Consider the following 16,419-nt stretch of genomic DNA (forward strand, 5'->3'; position numbering starts at 1 on the left):
GCTTTTATTTAAATAATCTTCATAACCGCTTTTATGGTTGCAGCAATTAACTATCTTAGTCGTCCTTATTTCTTCGCAGGTTCTTGTTCTGTATGACTTATCTGCTAGCAGCCTTGTTATAGTTATTAATTTTTAAATAGATAACTAAAACTATTCGCCAAGTGACGTGGCTTAGAAGTTTTGTTATAACACTAAGGTAATGGTTTAAGGGGCATTTATAATCTATGCAAAAGTTACTCGCTATTTTTAGTTTAGTGCTCATGTTATGTGCGTGTGATATGCAACAGCAACCGTCGCAACTTGCTCATATCAAGGCACAGAACAAAATTAGAGTAGGCACATTAGCTGGCGCGAGTAACTACTATCAGGCTCCACAAGGTGTGCAAGGCTTTGAATATGAGCTTGCCCAAGAGTTTGCTGACTATGTTGGTGTAGAGCTCGAGATGGTGCCCTTTTTTAATCTATCCGATATGTTCGCACGCTTAGAAAGTGGCGATTTAGATATTATAGCTTCAGGTCTTACCTATAATACGATTCGGGCAGAGCATTATCGATTTGGCCCAACCTACCGAACAATTAGCCAAAAATTAGTTTATAAACAAGGCCGTACTCGCCCTCGAGAGTTTGAGGATTTAACCGGTAATCTCACTGTTTTAGCCAAAAGCAGCCACTCGTTGGCACTACAGCAATTAAAACAATTGCATCCTGAACTTAGCTGGAACGAAACAGAAGACATGGATGAAGAAGAGCTTCTGCAAGCAGTTATCGACGGTGAAATTGATTACACCCTAGCAGATTCACACACCTTATCGCTGTTTCGCCGCTATCACCCAAATTTGAGTATCGGCTTTTCGGTTACCCGTAACGACCCTATCGCTTGGTTACTAAGAAAAGATGGTGACGACTCTTTATATGCCTTGATGGTGCCATTTTTTGGCGACGTTAAGAAAAGCAACCAGCTTTATGTGTTAGAAGAAAAATACTTCGGCCATGTTCGTCAGTTTAACTATGTGAACACGCTTGCTTATATCGAAGCAATAAAAGACACCTTACCTAAATACCAACCTTGGTTTGAGCAATACGCAGGTAACATAGACTGGCGATTACTGGCAGCTTTGAGTTATCAAGAATCAATGTGGAACCCAAGGGCTAAGTCACCAACCGGTGTACGTGGCATAATGATGCTAACCCAAGCAACAGCAAAACAGGTCGGCGTAACAAATCGACTAGAGCCTGAGCAAAATATTAAAGGCGGTGCGCAGTATCTTGCCAAAGTGATTTCTTGGATCCCTGAACGCATTCCGCAGCCCGACAGAACCTGGTTTGCCTTAGCCTCTTACAATGTTGGCTGGGGACACGTCAACGACGCACGCATTATTACCGAGCAAGAAGGTGCAAGCCCAGATAAATGGGCTGATGTTAAAAAGCGCTTACCGCTTTTAATTAAAAAGCGCTACTATCGAAAAACCAAATATGGTTATGCCCGTGGCGATGTTGCAGTAAAGTACGTTGATAATATCCGTCGCTATTACGACGCACTGGTTTGGCTTGATGAAAATGATGCGATTGCTAACCCAAGCGAAAAAGAACAAAGCACTGAAGAAGCTCAACCTGAAGCGCAAGCAAGCGAGCCAAAGCCAAATGACAACACGCAACAAACCAACTCAGAGCAGCAAGAATTAGAAAACAACTAACCTCAAGCACCGAAATCTGTTTACTTGTCATCAAATGATCATTATCTTTTATTAGAAATGGAATGGACCATGCCATGCTTTACTCTCACTTAAGGAGCACTCATGTTAAAAAGAAGACGTACGTCACATAAGTTCAAGCGTAATGTTATTTACTCAACGGCGACCCGCCGTCGTATCATGCTACGTAATACACACAAAAAAGTTATTTGGCGTCGCCGCTTATTTGCGATGCAGTTAATGGAAGCACAAGTTCCTGCAACGCCGGTTGTATAACTAGGCGTTGCGAGCAGCCTGCTTTGCCGCCTTTTTCTCTTCTCTACGACGCTTAAAAAACGCAGATATCACCGCCCCACACTGCTCACTCATAACATCGCCGGTTACTTCAACTTGATGATTAAGCCTAGGCTCTTGCAGCAGATTCATAATTGATCCTGCCGATCCCGTTTTGGCATCTTTAGCACCAAATACCAATCGCTTAATGCGGCTATGTACCAACAGGCCTGCGCACATAGAACAAGGTTCTAACGTTACATACAGGGTGCAATCGATTAATCGGTAGTTATTAAGTACTTTACCTGCTTCGCGGATTGCCATCATTTCAGCATGAGCGGATGGGTCGTTATCGATAATTGAGCGGTTATAACCATAGGAGATCAGTTGATTGTCTTTTACCAGCACAGCACCAACCGGAATTTCATTAATCGCAGCCGCTTCATTAGCGTAGTTTAATGCTTTTTCCATCCAATATTGGTCGCTAAATTGTTCGCTCATATATCACACAAATCTTGTAAAACTGTGAGTAATTATACCTAGTTAGTGAAAAATGTCGGCAATAAATACTGCTACACTTAAAAATTAACGCAAAATTTAGTGGCTTTTTCATGGCTCAATGGACCCATATTGCGCTATAATCTCGCGCTTTTTTTATTTAGCTTACAACACGGGTAGCAAATGAAATTTCCTGGACGCCGCAGGCATAAACATTATTTTCCGGTGGAAGCCAAAGATCCACTGACGAATCAACTTAACTCAACCGACCGACTACAACGTAGTTATATTACGGGTATCGACCAAATTGTGGTAGATATTGAAGCGAAAGTTGATCAAGCTTTCCTAGATGAATTTCAATTGCGCCGTGGCATGTCGCAAGTGATCGATAACGATATTACCAACGCGCTATACGACAGACTAAAACTCGACAATATGATCGATTATGAGTTTGCCGGTGGTACGGTAGGTAACACCATGCACAACTACTCTACCCTAGCTGACGACCGATCAGTACTGTTAGGGGTAATGAGTGAAAATATCAAAATCGGCAGCTATGCATACCGTTTTTTATGTAACACCTCTAGCCGCGTTGACCTTGACTACCTTCAGCCTGTAGATGGCCCAATTGGTCGTTGTTTTACCTTAATTGACGAGACCGGTGAGCGTACCTTCGCAATCAGCGCGGGGCTTATGAACCACCTGCGCCCTGAATCAATCGATCAAGCACTTATTGAGAATTCATCAGCACTGGTTATCAGCGCATACCTAATGCGTACTCAAGGTGATGAAACCATGACAGAAGCCACCATGCAGGCAGTAAAATATGCCAATGATGCAGGTGTCCCTGTGGTTTTAACCCTTGGCACTAAGTTCCTAATTGAACAAGACCCTGCTTGGTGGGCTGACTTTGTAAAAGAGCATGTTGATATTCTTGCTATGAATGAAGAAGAAGGCCTTGCGATTACTGGCTTTGAAGATCCGCTTCTAGCTGCCGACAAAGCGCTAGATTGGACTGATTTAGTTATTTGTACGGCTGGCGAAAAAGGCTTATTTATGGCCGGTTACGTAGACGACTCATTCAAGCGTGAAACAGAATACCCGCTATTACCAGGCGCGATTGCTGACTTTAACCGTTATGAATTTTCGCGCGCAATGCGTAAAGACGACTGCCAAAACCCTATTCGTGCGTACAGCCATACAGCACCGTTTATGGGCGGCCCAGATAGTATTAAAAATACCAATGGTGCGGGCGACTGTGCGCTAGCTGCGGTACTGCATGACTTATCAGCAAACGTTTACCACAAACTTAATGTGGCAAACTCAGCGAAGCATCAGCAACCTGCTATGACCTACTCATCGCTTGCACAAATTAGTAAATACGCTAACCGTGCAAGTTATGAAGTACTTGTTCAGCACTCGCCACGTTTATCTCGTGGCTTACCTGAACGTGAAGATTGTTTAGAGCAAGTTTACTGGGATCAGTAACAGCAACTAAAAAATCGAAATATCCAGTTTCTGGGATAAACGCTCAAGAGCCGCTATCCCAGCTACTGAGTTACCATACGAGTTAAGTCTTGGCGCCCACACAGCCACAGTAAATTGATTCGGTAACACAGCTAATATAGTACCAGATACCCCTGACTTACCCGGCATACCAACACGGTAGCCAAAATCCCCAGCAGCATCGTATAAACCACTGGTAAACAGTAACGAGTTTAACTGCTTATTTTGCCTTGCACTGAGCACTTCTTGGCCATTGGCATCTTTACCTTGGTTTGCTAAGTAATTGTAGGCTTTTGCTAATTCTACGCAGTTTAACTCTATGGCACAAAAGTTGAAGTAAGCCCATAACACATCATCAACTTCATTATTAAAGTTGCCGAATGACTTCATTAGATGCCCCATCGCGGCGTTGCGATGACGAAACTCATATTCAGAATTTGCCACTTTCTTATCAATAACAACCTGAGCATTTCCTGATAACTGGCGAAACGACTCAAGCATAGAGTGCATCGGCGCAGATAAACGACTATATAACGCGTCACAGGTGACAATCGCGCCGGCATTAATAAATGGGTTGCGTGGTATGCCCTGTTCAAACTCAAGCTGTGTAAGTGAGTTAAAAGCGGTGCCTGAAGGCTCTTTACCGACTCGTTGCCACAGCTCATCACCATAACGCTGAAGTGCTAAAGTTAAGGTCATTACTTTCGAAACAGATTGAATTGTAAAACGTGCACTACAATCACCCGCGCAATAGGTTTGCCCATCTACTGTATGAATAGCAATGGCAAACTGGTTTGGCTCAACCTCTGCAAGCGCAGGAATATAATCAGCAACCTTACCTTGGCTCAGTAATGGTTGAACTTCTTTTGTGATTTCATCTAATACATGTTGATAATCAATCTGTGACATACCGCGTCCTTTAAAACAAAAAGCCCCGCATTTGCGAGGCTTTGTAGTCTACTAAAGATGGTTTGCTATAGCGATTGCTATTAGCTCATCGCTGATTGCAGTTTTTTCATTGCTGTTTTTTCTAGCTGGCGAACACGCTCTGCTGAAACGTTATATTTCTCAGCAAGCTCTTGTAATGTCGCTTTATCGTCAGCTAACCAACGTGCACTTACGATGTCTTGAGAACGTTCATCAAGGGTTTTTAAGGCGCTGAATAAACGTGCATGAGACTGTTCTTGCCATTGCTGCTCTTCGATATCATCAGCAAGGTCAGCACTGCCATCTGTTAAATACTGTACTGGCGAGTATGTGCTTGTCGGTGCGTCGTCATTGTCGTCGCCCGTTAAGTCAAAGCCCATATCTTGGCCACTCATACGTGATTCCATCTCACGTACTTCTTTTTCACTTACACCTAGCTCATTAGCAACTGTGCTAACCTCAGCTTGGTTAAACCAACCTAAACGCTTTTTGTTTTTACGTAGGTTGAAGAATAATTTACGTTGCGCTTTTGTAGTTGCAACTTTCACGATACGCCAGTTTTTAAGTACGTATTCATGAATTTCAGCTTTGATCCAGTGTACTGCGAATGAAACTAAGCGAACACCTACACTTGGGTCGAAACGTTTTACCGCTTTCATCAGACCGATGTTACCTTCCTGAATTAAATCAGCTTGCGGTAAGCCGTAACCTGAATAGCTTTTCGCAATATGAGCAACAAAGCGTAGATGCGACATAATGAGTTGCTTCGCAGCTTCAAGATCACCTTCTTCCTGAAGACGTGTCGCCAACTGCTTTTCTTTCTCTGCATCAAGCATAGGAATAGTGCTAACCGCTTGAAGGTAGCCGTCCATACTTGCGCTCTGTTGACCTGCAGTAAGTGCCATTGCGTATAAATCTTTACTCATTTTTCACCTCAGTGATAAACATTTGAAACCATCTTAGCACTCTTTAAGCGAGAGTGCTAACTTCAATTAAAAACTTTTTTAAAGTTCAAATCAAGTGGTTTTTGTATCTATTTTTAGTCTACGCTAACACGCTGAATAAGCGATGAATTCTAGCTTGGAGTGATATTTTGATAAATTAACAGCGACTACTTTTTATAGCTAAAAGAGCAGTGTAACAACGAATTGTTACACTTTATCGGGTTCAATTTCTTTTATGTAGCGGTTAACTGATAGGTAAGAACCAACAAATCCTAAGCCTGTTGCAAGAGCGACTAAAATGCCAAACTCTGTGAGAGTTAAACCAATTAAGTCAAAGCTGGTTTCATAAACACCCGCCACATCACTTACAGCAGCACCAAGCCACCACATCATTAATGCTACACAAATAAAAGAGAATAAACCGCCAATAATACCATACCAAATACCTGTCCATAAAAATGGTGCATGAATAAAGGTATTTGTCGCCCCAACTAACTTCATCACTTGAATTTCATCTTTCTTATCCATGATTGATAAGCGGATAGTATTACCAATGATCAGGGTGACGGAGGTTAATAATAGTAGAGCAATGGTGATCACGCTTTCTTTTAATAAACTTAAAAGTGCATTTAATCGCTCAAGCCAAGCAATATCGAGTTTACCAAAATCAACTTCTCTTTCGCCTTCAAGCTTTTGCAGTAATTGTTTTGCCGTATTTGGCTGACGGTATCGTGCTGTCGGCGTAACAATAACAACATCAGGTAACGGGTTCGCATCTAAATATTCAAGTGCTTGGCCAAATCCTGATACTTGTTTAAATTCAGTGAGGGCATCGCCTTTTGATATAAACTCCACTTTATCTACTTCAGGGTAGAGTGCTAAACGCTTAACAAGGGTTTGCGTTTGCTGTTCGCTCATAGTTTCTTTTACGAACAACGAGATCTCTGCGGCATCTTCAAAGCCACTGCTCACTTGCGAGACATTTTTAACCACTAAATAAAGCGTCGCTGGCAGTGTTAAGCTTAACCCCAATACCGCAATGGTCATCAATGAGGCTAAAGGCGTTCGCCACATTTCACCGAGGCTGTGCACACCTTGGCGAATAAGATTAATAAAGAAGAAATAAGGCGCTGCTAAAAATGACTTCTTCTGACGTTCGTTTTGGCTGTTGCGGCTTTTAAACAATAAACTCATAGTGCCCCCTCAGCTAACGGATCGTCAATCATACGGCCATCTTTAAGTGTTAGACTGCGATAACGCATACGCGCAATTAAGCCAATATCATGGGTTGCAATCAGCACGGTTGTACCATGATTATTAAAGTCTTCGAATAAACGTAAAATGTCCATCGAAAGTTCAGGGTCTAAGTTACCAGTTGGTTCATCGGCTAATAGGATTGGCGGTGAATTAACGATAGCGCGAGCAATACCAACACGCTGCTGCTCACCACCTGATAAGGTTGCTGGATTACACTTAGCTTTATCAAGTAACCCGACTTTATCAAGCGCACCGTGAACACGTTTAGCTATTTGCTTATGGTGCGTACCTTCAATGATTAAAGGTAAGGCAACATTATCAAACACTGAGTAACGTTCTAGTAAGCGGTGATTCTGAAAGATGATACCAATATCGCGGCGCACATAAGGGATCTGGCGCGATTTAACAGCATTTAAATCAACACCATTAATAAGCACCTGCCCGGCTGATGGACGCTCCATCAAGCTGATAAGCTTCAATAATGTACTTTTACCTGCCCCACTGTGCCCGGTTAAAAAGGCCAGTTCACCAGGCTTAATATGAAAGCTGACTTTTTCAAGGGCACGATGGCCACCTGGATATGTTTTACTGACTTGCTGAAAATTTATCATTTTAGTTATCAATCATCTTGCAGCGAAAAAGGGAGCAAGCTCCCTTTAGTTAATTATGCGTCATCCTCGTCTTGGCTAAATAGTGCATCAATAAAGTCACCACTATTAAAGGTACGTAAATCATCAATACCTTCACCAACACCAATGTAACGAATTGGGATATTAAATTTATCTGCAACGGCGAAAATCACACCACCTTTAGCGGTACCATCTAGTTTAGATAAAGTAATGCCCGTTAAACCAACACATTCATTAAATAATTTAACTTGGCTAATTGCATTTTGACCTGTACCTGCATCAATAGTTAGCATAACTTCATGCGGCGCATCTGGGTCAATTTTCTTCATTACACGGGCAATTTTTTCAAGCTCTTGCATTAGGTTATCTTTATTTTGCAAGCGACCTGCTGTATCAGCGATTAACACATCAGCATTACGAGCCTTTGCAGCCTGAAATGCATCAAATACCACTGACGCACTGTCTGCACCTGTATGCTGAGCAATCACTGGGATGCTATTACGCTCACCCCATACTTGCAGCTGCTCAACCGCTGCAGCGCGGAACGTATCTCCGGCAGCAAGCATCACTGACTTACCTTCGCTTTGGAACTGCTTAGCTAATTTACCAATCGTGGTGGTTTTACCTACACCATTTACACCCACCATTAAGATAACAAATGGCTTTTTGTCACCACTTACAACCAGCGGCTGCTCGGCGGTTTTAAGCATACTAGCCATTTCTTGCTTCATTAACTCATATAAAGCATCGCCATCTTTTAATTGCTTACGATCAGCGGCATCGGTTAGGTTATCAATCAACTTCATTGTTGTATCAACACCTAAATCGGCTGTTAGTAATTGTGTTTCTAGTTCTTCAAATAACTCATCGTCAATTTTCTTACCACTAAAAATAGACGCAAAGCCTGAACCAATATTAACGCGAGTTTTTAATAGACCTTTTTTAAGGCGTGCGAAGAAACCTTCTTTCTTTGGTTTTTCAGCAGCGGCTTGAGCAGCTTTCTCTTGCTCTAAACGCTCAGCTTCTGCTTGTTCTTCAGCAATGCGTTCTTGCTCTAAGCGCTCCGCTTCTGCCTTCTCTGCAGCAATGCGTTCTTGTTCTAAACGCTCCGCTTCTGCCTTTTCTGCAGCAATGCGTTCTTGCTCTAAACGATCCGCCTCTGCTTTCTCTGCAGCAATACGTTCTTGCTCTAGACGATCCGCTTCTGCTTTTTCTGCAGCAATACGTTCTTGTTCTAAACGATCCGCCTCTGCTTTCTCTGCAGCAATACGTTCTTGCTCTAGACGATCCGCTTCTGCTTTTTCTGCAGCAATGCGTTCTTGTTCTAAGCGCTCCGCTTCTGCCTTCTCTGCAGCAATGCGTTCTTGCTCTAAACGTTCCGATTCTGCCTTTTCTGCAGCAATGCGTTCTTGCTCTAGACGTTCTGCCTCGGCCTTCTGCGCAGCAACTTGCTCGGCTTCACGCTGTGCCAGTTCTGCTGCAGCACGCTCTTGCTCTAATTTCATTGCTGCTTCTTGCTCAGCAAGACGAGCTTGTTGTTCTTGACGTTGTTGTTCTGCCGCCTGCTGTTCTTGAGCTAAACGTTCAGCTTCTGCTTGTTCTGCCGCAATGCGTTCTTGCTCTAAACGTTCAGCTTCTGCTTGTTCTGCCGCAATGCGTTCTTGCTCTAAACGTTCTGCTTCTGCCTTTTCTGCAGCAACACGTTCTTGCTCTAAACGCTCAGCTTCTGCTTTTTCTGCCGCAATGCGTTCTTGCTCTAAACGTTCCGCTTCTGCCTTCTCTGCAGCAACACGCTCTTGTTCTAAACGCTCCGCCTCAGCCTTTTCAGCAGCGATACGCTCTTGTTCTAAACGTTCAGCTTCTGCTTTTTCAGCAGCGATACGCTCTTGCTCTAAACGTTCAGCCTCTGCCTTTTCTGCAGCGATTCGCTCTTGCTCTAAACGCTCCGCTTCTGCTTTTTCAGCAGCGATACGCTCTTGTTCTAAACGTTCAGCTTCAGCCTTTTCGGCTTCAATTCGCTGTTGTTCTTCTATTTGCTTCTGGTTATCAGCCTCTTTTGCTGCTTGCTCTGCTTGTTGCTTATCTGATTTGCCAAAACCAAACCAAGACAGGAATTTACTTTTTTTTGCCATACTTGCTAATAACCACTTATAAAAATCTGATAAACTTACATGAATAATAGTTTGGTGACAGTTCAGCTTTTTAGCCAAACATAAACAGGTACCATCTATCGCTAAGGTCGCAATACTATCACTTTTAGCGCAGTAGAAAAATGACACGCTAGCTATTGCATACAATATTATCTGAGCTAGTGGTCAGTTACCAATGATTAGTGAGTTAAATGAGAAAAAAATCAACAGCTAACCGCCAAGCAAAAGCAGCGAACAATAAATCAGCAAATGGATTTATTCGTATTATTAGTGGGCAATTTCGCGGTAGAAAATTACCCGTAAAAGATGTGCAAGGCTTGCGCCCAACCACAGACCGAATAAAAGAAACTGTATTTAACTGGCTAATGCAAGATACCCGAGGCGCAGCGGTACTCGATTGCTTTGCCGGTTCCGGCGGTTTAGGTTTTGAGGCGTTATCGCGCTTTGCTGATCATGCTGTGTTTTTCGAACTAGATAAAGGTGCCGCTAGCCAACTAAAAGAAAACATTAGCACCCTTAAATTGGATAATGCCGTCGTAAAACAAGGCAATAGCCTTTCATTATTAGAACAAAACATGCAAAACGAGCAATTTGATCTAATTTTTGTTGACCCGCCATTTCGACAAAACTTGGCTGAAAAAAGTTGTTTTTTACTCGAAAAAAATAGCTGGTTATCTGCCCAAGCACTTATATATGTTGAGGTCGAAAGCGAACTAAGCGACTTAGACACCCCAGATAACTGGATGCTTTTAAAAGAAAAAACTGCCGGACAAGTGATTTGTCGGCTATATCAACGCGAGACAAATTAACTCTGTTTTGCAAACCTAGTTTCTGTTAATATTATTCTTTACATGTGGTGTTGCTTCGGATTACAATACCGCACCATTTTTGAACCACTTGGTCGTTATTCGATCAACTTGAGCAACGCTCATTATTTAGGTAGGTGAATTTTTAATGCCAGTAATTAAAGTAAGAGAGAACGAACCGTTTGACGTAGCACTTCGTCGCTTCAAGCGTTCATGTGAAAAAGCAGGTATCCTTTCAGAAGTTCGTCGTCGCGAGCACTATGAAAAACCAACAGCTGAGCGTAAGCGTAAAAAAGCTGCTGCAGTAAAGCGTCACATGAAGAAGCTTTCTCGCGATAACGCACGTCGCGTTAAATTATACTAATCAGTATTTGGTCTTGTATAAATGAGCCTTTTATTAACGCTAAAAGATGCGCAAAAAGATGCGATGAAGGCAAAAGACAAAGAACGTCTTAAACCTATCCGCATGGTACTTGCTGCAATCAAGCAACGTGAAATTGATGAGCAAATTACGCTTGACGACGACGGTATTACCGCTGTTTTAGTAAAGCTTGTTAAGCAACGTCGCGATTCTTACACCCAGTACATTGATGCGGGTCGTGAAGATTTAGCTGAAATTGAAGCCAGTGAGATTAAAGCACTTGAAGAATTCTTACCTCAACAATTGAGTGAAGAAGAAATCATTGCTCTTATTGACTCGGCTATAGCTGATACAAATGCAGCGGGTATGCAAGACATGGGTAAGGTAATGGGAGTTATCAAAAGCAAAGCTGAAGGTCGTGCCGATTTAGGTAAGATTTCTGGCTTAATCAAGCAACGATTAACTGCCTAACCCCCACATACAGATGTATGATTCAAGCAAACCGAGCCTAGTGCTCGGTTTCTTGCTTTTAGTCTTTCATAAACACAGTAATTGTGTTCAAATCTTATTTTACAACGCATAGATAGCGCAGGAAAATACAACAGCTATGGCCGGAAAGATCCCTCGACAGTTTATTGATGATTTACTCGCTCGCACAGATATTGTTGAGTTAATTGATTCGAGAGTTGGCCTTAAAAAAGCAGGTAAAGACTACCAAGCTTGTTGCCCATTCCATAACGAAAAATCACCTTCATTTACCGTTTCTCAAGATAAACAGTTTTACCACTGCTTTGGTTGTGGTGCCAATGGCAATGCAATTTCGTTTGTCATGGAATATGACAAATTAGAGTTCGTTGATGCTATTGAAGAATTAGCGAGTATGCTCAATTTAGACGTACCTCGCGAACAAGGCACAAGTTCCGGCCCGCAACGCACTGCAGAACAAAAGCGCTCCGATTACGATTTAATGTTACATGCTGCTCGCTTTTATCAGCATCAGTTAAAGCATCATGCCAACTCAAAAACGGTTATCGACTATATCAAAGGTCGTGGTTTAAGCGGTGAAACAGCGAAAAAATTCATGATTGGTTATGCGCCAAGTGAATGGGAAGCGCTATGCCAGCAACTTGGCCGCAACAAAGAGCAAAAAGAGCAGCTTGTAGAACTAAAACTAGCCTCTGAAAAGTCGCCTGGTCGCCAATTTGACTTCTTCCGTGATCGACTCATGTTCCCTATTCGCGATAAACGCGGTCGGGTGATTGCCTTTGGTGGCCGTGTTATGCAAGCGGATCAAGGTCCTAAATACCTTAACTCACCAGAAACCCGTATTTTCCATAAAGGCTTTGAGCTTTATGGTTTATACGAAGCCAAGCAAGCACATAAAAAACTTGAACATATTTTAATTGTTGAAGGGTATATGGATGTTGTTGCTTTAGCTGAGCAAGGCATCGAATATGCCGTTGCCGCCCTTGGCACAGCAACGACCGCAGAACATATGCACACTTTATTTAGAACCACAGATAAAGTGATTTGCTGCTACGACGGTGACCGTGCAGGTCGCGATGCAGCTTGGCGTGCACTAGAAAATGCACTGCCTTATCTTGGTGATGGTAAGTCGTTAAAGTTTGTGTTTTTACCAGATGGTGAAGACCCTGATTCACTGGTACAAAAAGAAGGTAAAGACGCTTTTGAAGCTAGGTTAAGCGAAGCGGATGATTTTACTAAGGTGCTGTTTAATAAGCTCAGCCAAGAGATAGACCTTACTCAAGACGCAGGTAAAGCAAAGCTCCTTAGTGATGCCCTGCCACTAATTGAAAAAATCCCTAGTGATTTTTACCAAGAAAATATTTTGGAACATCTTGGCCGTTTAATTGGTCGAACAAGAGAGCAGTTAAATAATCGCGTTAAGTCGCCAAAGCAACAGCATGCGATTGAGCGTAAATTTAAAATAACACCAATGCGTCAAGCGATTGGTATTTTATTGCAACACCCAAATTTGGCGACCAGCATTGCTTATATGCCAGAATTAGCTGAGATGAAAATAGCCGGTATTGAGTTATTTTTACGCATTCAGCACTTAGCACTAGAACGTGAAGGTATCACGACGGCGCAAATTTTAGAGTCATTTAGGGATGGCGCTGAATATGACGCGTTAGTGAAACTAGCAACTTGGCAGCACCAAATAAATGACGATCGTTTAGAGACGGTTTTTAAAAATACTTTTAAATTTATTGAAGACCAGTGTTTAAATTATCGACTAGAGACCCTATTAATAAAAGACAAGACCCAAGGCTTAAGCAGCGAAGAAAGGCTAGAATGCCACTTACTGACGCAAGCGTTAAAAGGCAGCAACAGCTAGTCAGAATTGAATAATGCTGTTATACTGTGCTATTCACTGCGTCTAGTTAGTTTTCGTGTCGCTTAATTAGTAAGCGAGCTGGCGCCTGTTGTATCAACTTTCAGAGTGGAAGAATAAATCTCTATGGATCCAACTCCTCAGTCACAATTAAAGCTTCTGATTCAAAAAGGTAAAGAGCAAGGTTATTTAACTTTTGCAGAAGTTAATGATCACCTTCCACAAGACATTATCGACTCAGATCAGGTAGAAGATATCATTAGCATGATTAATGATATGGGTATCAAGGTAAGTGAAAACGCACCTGATGCCGATGAATTAATGATGCAAGAAACAACGACAGACGAAGACGCAGCAGAAGCCGCGGCAGCTGCACTTGCGACTGTAGAAAAAGAGATCGGTCGAACAACTGACCCTGTACGTATGTATATGCGTGAAATGGGTACTGTTGAACTTCTTACGCGTGAAGGCGAAATCGTTATCGCTAAGCGTATTGAGGAAGGTATTAACCAGGTACAGATTTCAGTTGCTGAATACCCTGAAGCAATTACTTATCTACTAGAGCAATGGGACAAGTTCGAAGCAGAAGAAATGCGCTTAAGCGACATTATCTCTGGTTTCTTTGATCCTAATAATGAAGAAGAATCACAAATCTCTGCAACACACATCGGTTCTGAGTTAAACGAAGAGCAACTCGACGAAGAAGACGACGAAGACGATGATGAAGATGACGACAGTGATGACGATGATGATAGCGATGGCGACACAGGTCCAGATCCTGAAGAAGCTCGTATTCACTTCGAAAACTTACGTGAGCTTTATAACAAAGCACGCGAAACGTTCGAAGAAAAAGGTCGCTCGCACCCGGATTCACTTGAAGCTATTGCAGAAATAGGCGAACTATTTAAAACCTTTAAATTAGTGCCAAAACAGTTTGACCGCATGGTTAACAACATGCGTGAAATGATGGACCGCGTTCGTGTACAAGAACGTATCATCATGAAACAAGCTGTACAAATTGCTAAGTTACCGAAAAAGAGCTTTATCAAGCACTTTGCTAACAACGAAACAGACACAAGCTGGATTGACCTTGAGATTGCTGCAAACGAGAAATACTCAGTAGCACTTGAAACAGTTAAACCAGAAATCATTCGTTGCATCAGCAAACTAAGTGCAATTGAAGAAAGCACAGGCCTTAGCATCGAACGAATTAAAGATATCAACCGCCGCATGAGTATTGGTGAAGCGAAAGCTCGCCGTGCGAAGAAAGAAATGGTTGAAGCGAACTTACGTCTTGTAATTTCAATTGCGAAAAAATACACCAACCGTGGTTTACAGTTCTTAGACCTTATCCAAGAAGGTAATATTGGTCTAATGAAAGCGGTTGATAAGTTCGAATACCGCCGTGGTTATAAGTTTTCTACTTATGCAACATGGTGGATCCGTCAAGCAATCACGCGTTCGATTGCTGACCAAGCACGTACCATCCGTATTCCTGTGCACATGATTGAGACGATCAACAAATTAAACCGTATCTCTCGTCAAATGCTACAAGAGATGGGTCGTGAGCCGAGCCCAGAAGAATTAGCTGAGCGTATGTTAATGCCTGAAGACAAGATCCGTAAGGTACTTAAAATCGCTAAAGAGCCAATTTCAATGGAAACACCAATCGGTGATGATGAAGATTCGCACTTAGGTGACTTCATTGAAGATACCACTATCGACTCACCTATTGATTCTGCAACCATGGAATCACTACGTGGCGCAACAAACGATGTACTAGCGGGCTTAACAGCACGTGAAGCTAAAGTACTACGTATGCGTTTCGGTATCGACATGAACACTGACCATACATTAGAAGAAGTAGGTAAACAATTTGACGTAACACGTGAGCGTATTCGTCAAATCGAAGCGAAAGCGTTACGTAAATTACGTCACCCTTCTCGCTCTGACTTACTGAAAAGCTTCTTAGATGCTAAGTAATTTAGTATCGCGTTATTAACTAAAAGGCCGCTGTTGCGGCCTTTTTTCTATTCGAGAGATATTCATGGCTTGGATCCAAATTCGCATCAACGCAAATGCAGACAACGCAGAATTAATCAGCGACTTACTCATGGACACTGGCAGTGCGTCAGTCACCTATGTTGATGCCAAAGATACCCCTATTTATGAGCCAAAACTTGGTACTGTGCAGTTATGGGCTGATACCACTGTGATTGGCCTGTATGACGCTAACCATGATATGGACAGCGTAGTAGCAACATTAAATGCTGAAGCAACACTCGCCGATAAGCTCGTTTATAAAATTGAACAGCTTGAAGATAAAGATTGGGAACGTGAATGGATGGATAACTTCCACCCTATTCAATTCGGTGAGCGCTTATGGATCTGCCCAAGCTGGCGCGATATTCCAGATCCTGATGCGGTTAATGTATTACTCGACCCAGGCCTTGCGTTTGGTACAGGTACCCATGCAACGACTGCGCTTTGTTTAAAATGGCTAGAAAGCCAAGATTTAACAGGTAAAACTGTGGTCGACTTTGGTTGTGGCTCAGGTATTTTAGGAATTGCTGCGATCAAACTCGGCGCTGAACGTATGATCGGTATCGATATAGATCCTCAAGCTATTGAAGCAAGCCGCGATAATGCAAAACGTAATGGCGTTGCAGATAAACTTGAAGTGTATTTACCTGAAGATCAGCCAGAATTTACAGCCGATATTGTGGTTGCAAACATCTTAGCTCAACCACTTCGCGAACTACATGAAGTGATTTTAGGCCTTTTAAAACCGAATGGTAAAATTGCTATGTCAGGTATTTTAGAAGAACAAGCTCAGTCTGTAGCCGATGTTTACGCCCCGTTTTTAGCACTTGATGACGTGGCTGTTGAGGGTGAATGGACCCGAGTAAGCGGCATCAAGAAAGCCTAAATAGCACTAGAGTATTTACTCAAACATAATAGGTAAAGCCAGTATTTAACAGGCTTTACCTTATTTTTACAGTTAGTAGTTTCTCACTTTTT

15 protein-coding genes are annotated in these 16,419 nt (G+C 42.4%); 9 read left to right on the forward strand and 6 right to left on the reverse strand.

Features of this window, described 5'->3' with window-relative positions; all coding sequences use genetic code 11:
* Positions 1 to 224 precede the first annotated feature (224 nt).
* Together mltF and AOG26_RS20835 are read left to right on the forward strand one after the other, a co-directional pair.
* On the forward strand, positions 225 to 1,694 hold the full coding sequence (gene mltF, locus AOG26_RS01935) for a membrane-bound lytic murein transglycosylase MltF (protein WP_054560974.1): 1,470 nt from the start codon (positions 225 to 227) through the stop codon (positions 1,692 to 1,694).
* Between the two features lie 102 nt (positions 1,695 to 1,796).
* The gene (locus AOG26_RS20835; protein WP_200907850.1) at positions 1,797 to 1,967 is read left to right on the forward strand and encodes a hypothetical protein; all 171 of its coding nucleotides are present in this window, start codon (positions 1,797 to 1,799) and stop codon (positions 1,965 to 1,967) included.
* Here the strand turns inward: AOG26_RS20835 and tadA are convergent, their stop codons facing one another.
* The gene (tadA, locus tag AOG26_RS01940; RefSeq protein ID WP_054560975.1) at positions 1,968 to 2,465 is read right to left on the reverse strand and encodes a tRNA adenosine(34) deaminase TadA; all 498 of its coding nucleotides are present in this window, start codon (positions 2,463 to 2,465) and stop codon (positions 1,968 to 1,970) included.
* A gap of 180 nt (positions 2,466 to 2,645) precedes the next feature.
* Here tadA and AOG26_RS01945 point away from each other — a divergent pair, with 180 nt between their 5' ends.
* Positions 2,646 to 3,950, forward strand: coding sequence for an inosine/guanosine kinase (locus AOG26_RS01945; RefSeq protein ID WP_054560976.1), 1,305 nt, complete (start codon positions 2,646 to 2,648; stop codon positions 3,948 to 3,950).
* 6 nt (positions 3,951 to 3,956) lie between these two features.
* Here AOG26_RS01945 and glsB read toward each other — a convergent pair whose 3' ends face one another.
* The 5 genes from glsB to ftsY form a co-directional block, all read right to left on the reverse strand.
* A complete protein-coding gene (gene glsB, locus AOG26_RS01950; protein ID WP_054560977.1) occupies positions 3,957 to 4,877 on the reverse strand; it encodes a glutaminase B in 921 nt (306 codons plus the stop codon).
* Between the two features lie 80 nt (positions 4,878 to 4,957).
* Positions 4,958 to 5,821, reverse strand: a complete 864-nt coding sequence (gene rpoH / locus AOG26_RS01955) for an RNA polymerase sigma factor RpoH (RefSeq protein WP_054551048.1) — start codon at positions 5,819 to 5,821, stop codon at positions 4,958 to 4,960.
* Between the two features lie 225 nt (positions 5,822 to 6,046).
* On the reverse strand, positions 6,047 to 7,033 hold the full coding sequence (gene ftsX, locus AOG26_RS01960; RefSeq protein ID WP_054551047.1) for a permease-like cell division protein FtsX: 987 nt from the start codon (positions 7,031 to 7,033) through the stop codon (positions 6,047 to 6,049).
* Positions 7,030 to 7,707, reverse strand: a complete 678-nt coding sequence (gene ftsE / locus AOG26_RS01965; protein ID WP_054560978.1) for a cell division ATP-binding protein FtsE — start codon at positions 7,705 to 7,707, stop codon at positions 7,030 to 7,032. Before ftsE ends, ftsX begins: the two co-directional genes overlap by 4 nt.
* A gap of 53 nt (positions 7,708 to 7,760) precedes the next feature.
* The gene (ftsY, locus tag AOG26_RS01970; RefSeq protein WP_082401553.1) at positions 7,761 to 9,857 is read right to left on the reverse strand and encodes a signal recognition particle-docking protein FtsY; all 2,097 of its coding nucleotides are present in this window, start codon (positions 9,855 to 9,857) and stop codon (positions 7,761 to 7,763) included.
* Between the two features lie 209 nt (positions 9,858 to 10,066).
* Here ftsY and rsmD point away from each other — a divergent pair, with 209 nt between their 5' ends.
* From rsmD to prmA, 6 genes are all read left to right on the forward strand, one after another.
* Positions 10,067 to 10,684, forward strand: coding sequence for a 16S rRNA (guanine(966)-N(2))-methyltransferase RsmD (gene rsmD, locus AOG26_RS01975; protein ID WP_054560979.1), 618 nt, complete (start codon positions 10,067 to 10,069; stop codon positions 10,682 to 10,684).
* A gap of 145 nt (positions 10,685 to 10,829) precedes the next feature.
* Complete coding sequence (rpsU, locus tag AOG26_RS01980; RefSeq protein WP_002957797.1) at positions 10,830 to 11,045, forward strand: 30S ribosomal protein S21; 216 nt, start codon at positions 10,830 to 10,832, stop codon at positions 11,043 to 11,045.
* A gap of 21 nt (positions 11,046 to 11,066) precedes the next feature.
* Positions 11,067 to 11,513 carry a GatB/YqeY domain-containing protein gene (locus tag AOG26_RS01985; protein WP_054551044.1) on the forward strand — a complete coding sequence of 149 codons (447 nt, stop codon included), beginning with the start codon at positions 11,067 to 11,069 and terminating at the stop codon, positions 11,511 to 11,513.
* A gap of 136 nt (positions 11,514 to 11,649) precedes the next feature.
* Positions 11,650 to 13,401 (forward strand): DNA primase, encoded by a 1,752-nt coding sequence (dnaG, locus tag AOG26_RS01990; protein ID WP_054560980.1) that lies wholly within the window; start codon positions 11,650 to 11,652, stop codon positions 13,399 to 13,401.
* A 123-nt stretch (positions 13,402 to 13,524) separates the two neighbouring features.
* A complete protein-coding gene (gene rpoD / locus AOG26_RS01995) occupies positions 13,525 to 15,381 on the forward strand; it encodes an RNA polymerase sigma factor RpoD (RefSeq protein WP_054560981.1) in 1,857 nt (618 codons plus the stop codon).
* Positions 15,382 to 15,445: 64 nt separating this feature from the next.
* The gene (gene prmA / locus AOG26_RS02000; protein ID WP_054560982.1) at positions 15,446 to 16,327 is read left to right on the forward strand and encodes a 50S ribosomal protein L11 methyltransferase; all 882 of its coding nucleotides are present in this window, start codon (positions 15,446 to 15,448) and stop codon (positions 16,325 to 16,327) included.
* The last annotated feature ends 92 nt before the right edge of the window (positions 16,328 to 16,419 follow it).

Source organism: Pseudoalteromonas sp. UCD-33C, from assembly GCF_001306895.1.
In the GTDB taxonomy this organism is placed as follows: domain Bacteria; phylum Pseudomonadota; class Gammaproteobacteria; order Enterobacterales; family Alteromonadaceae; genus Pseudoalteromonas.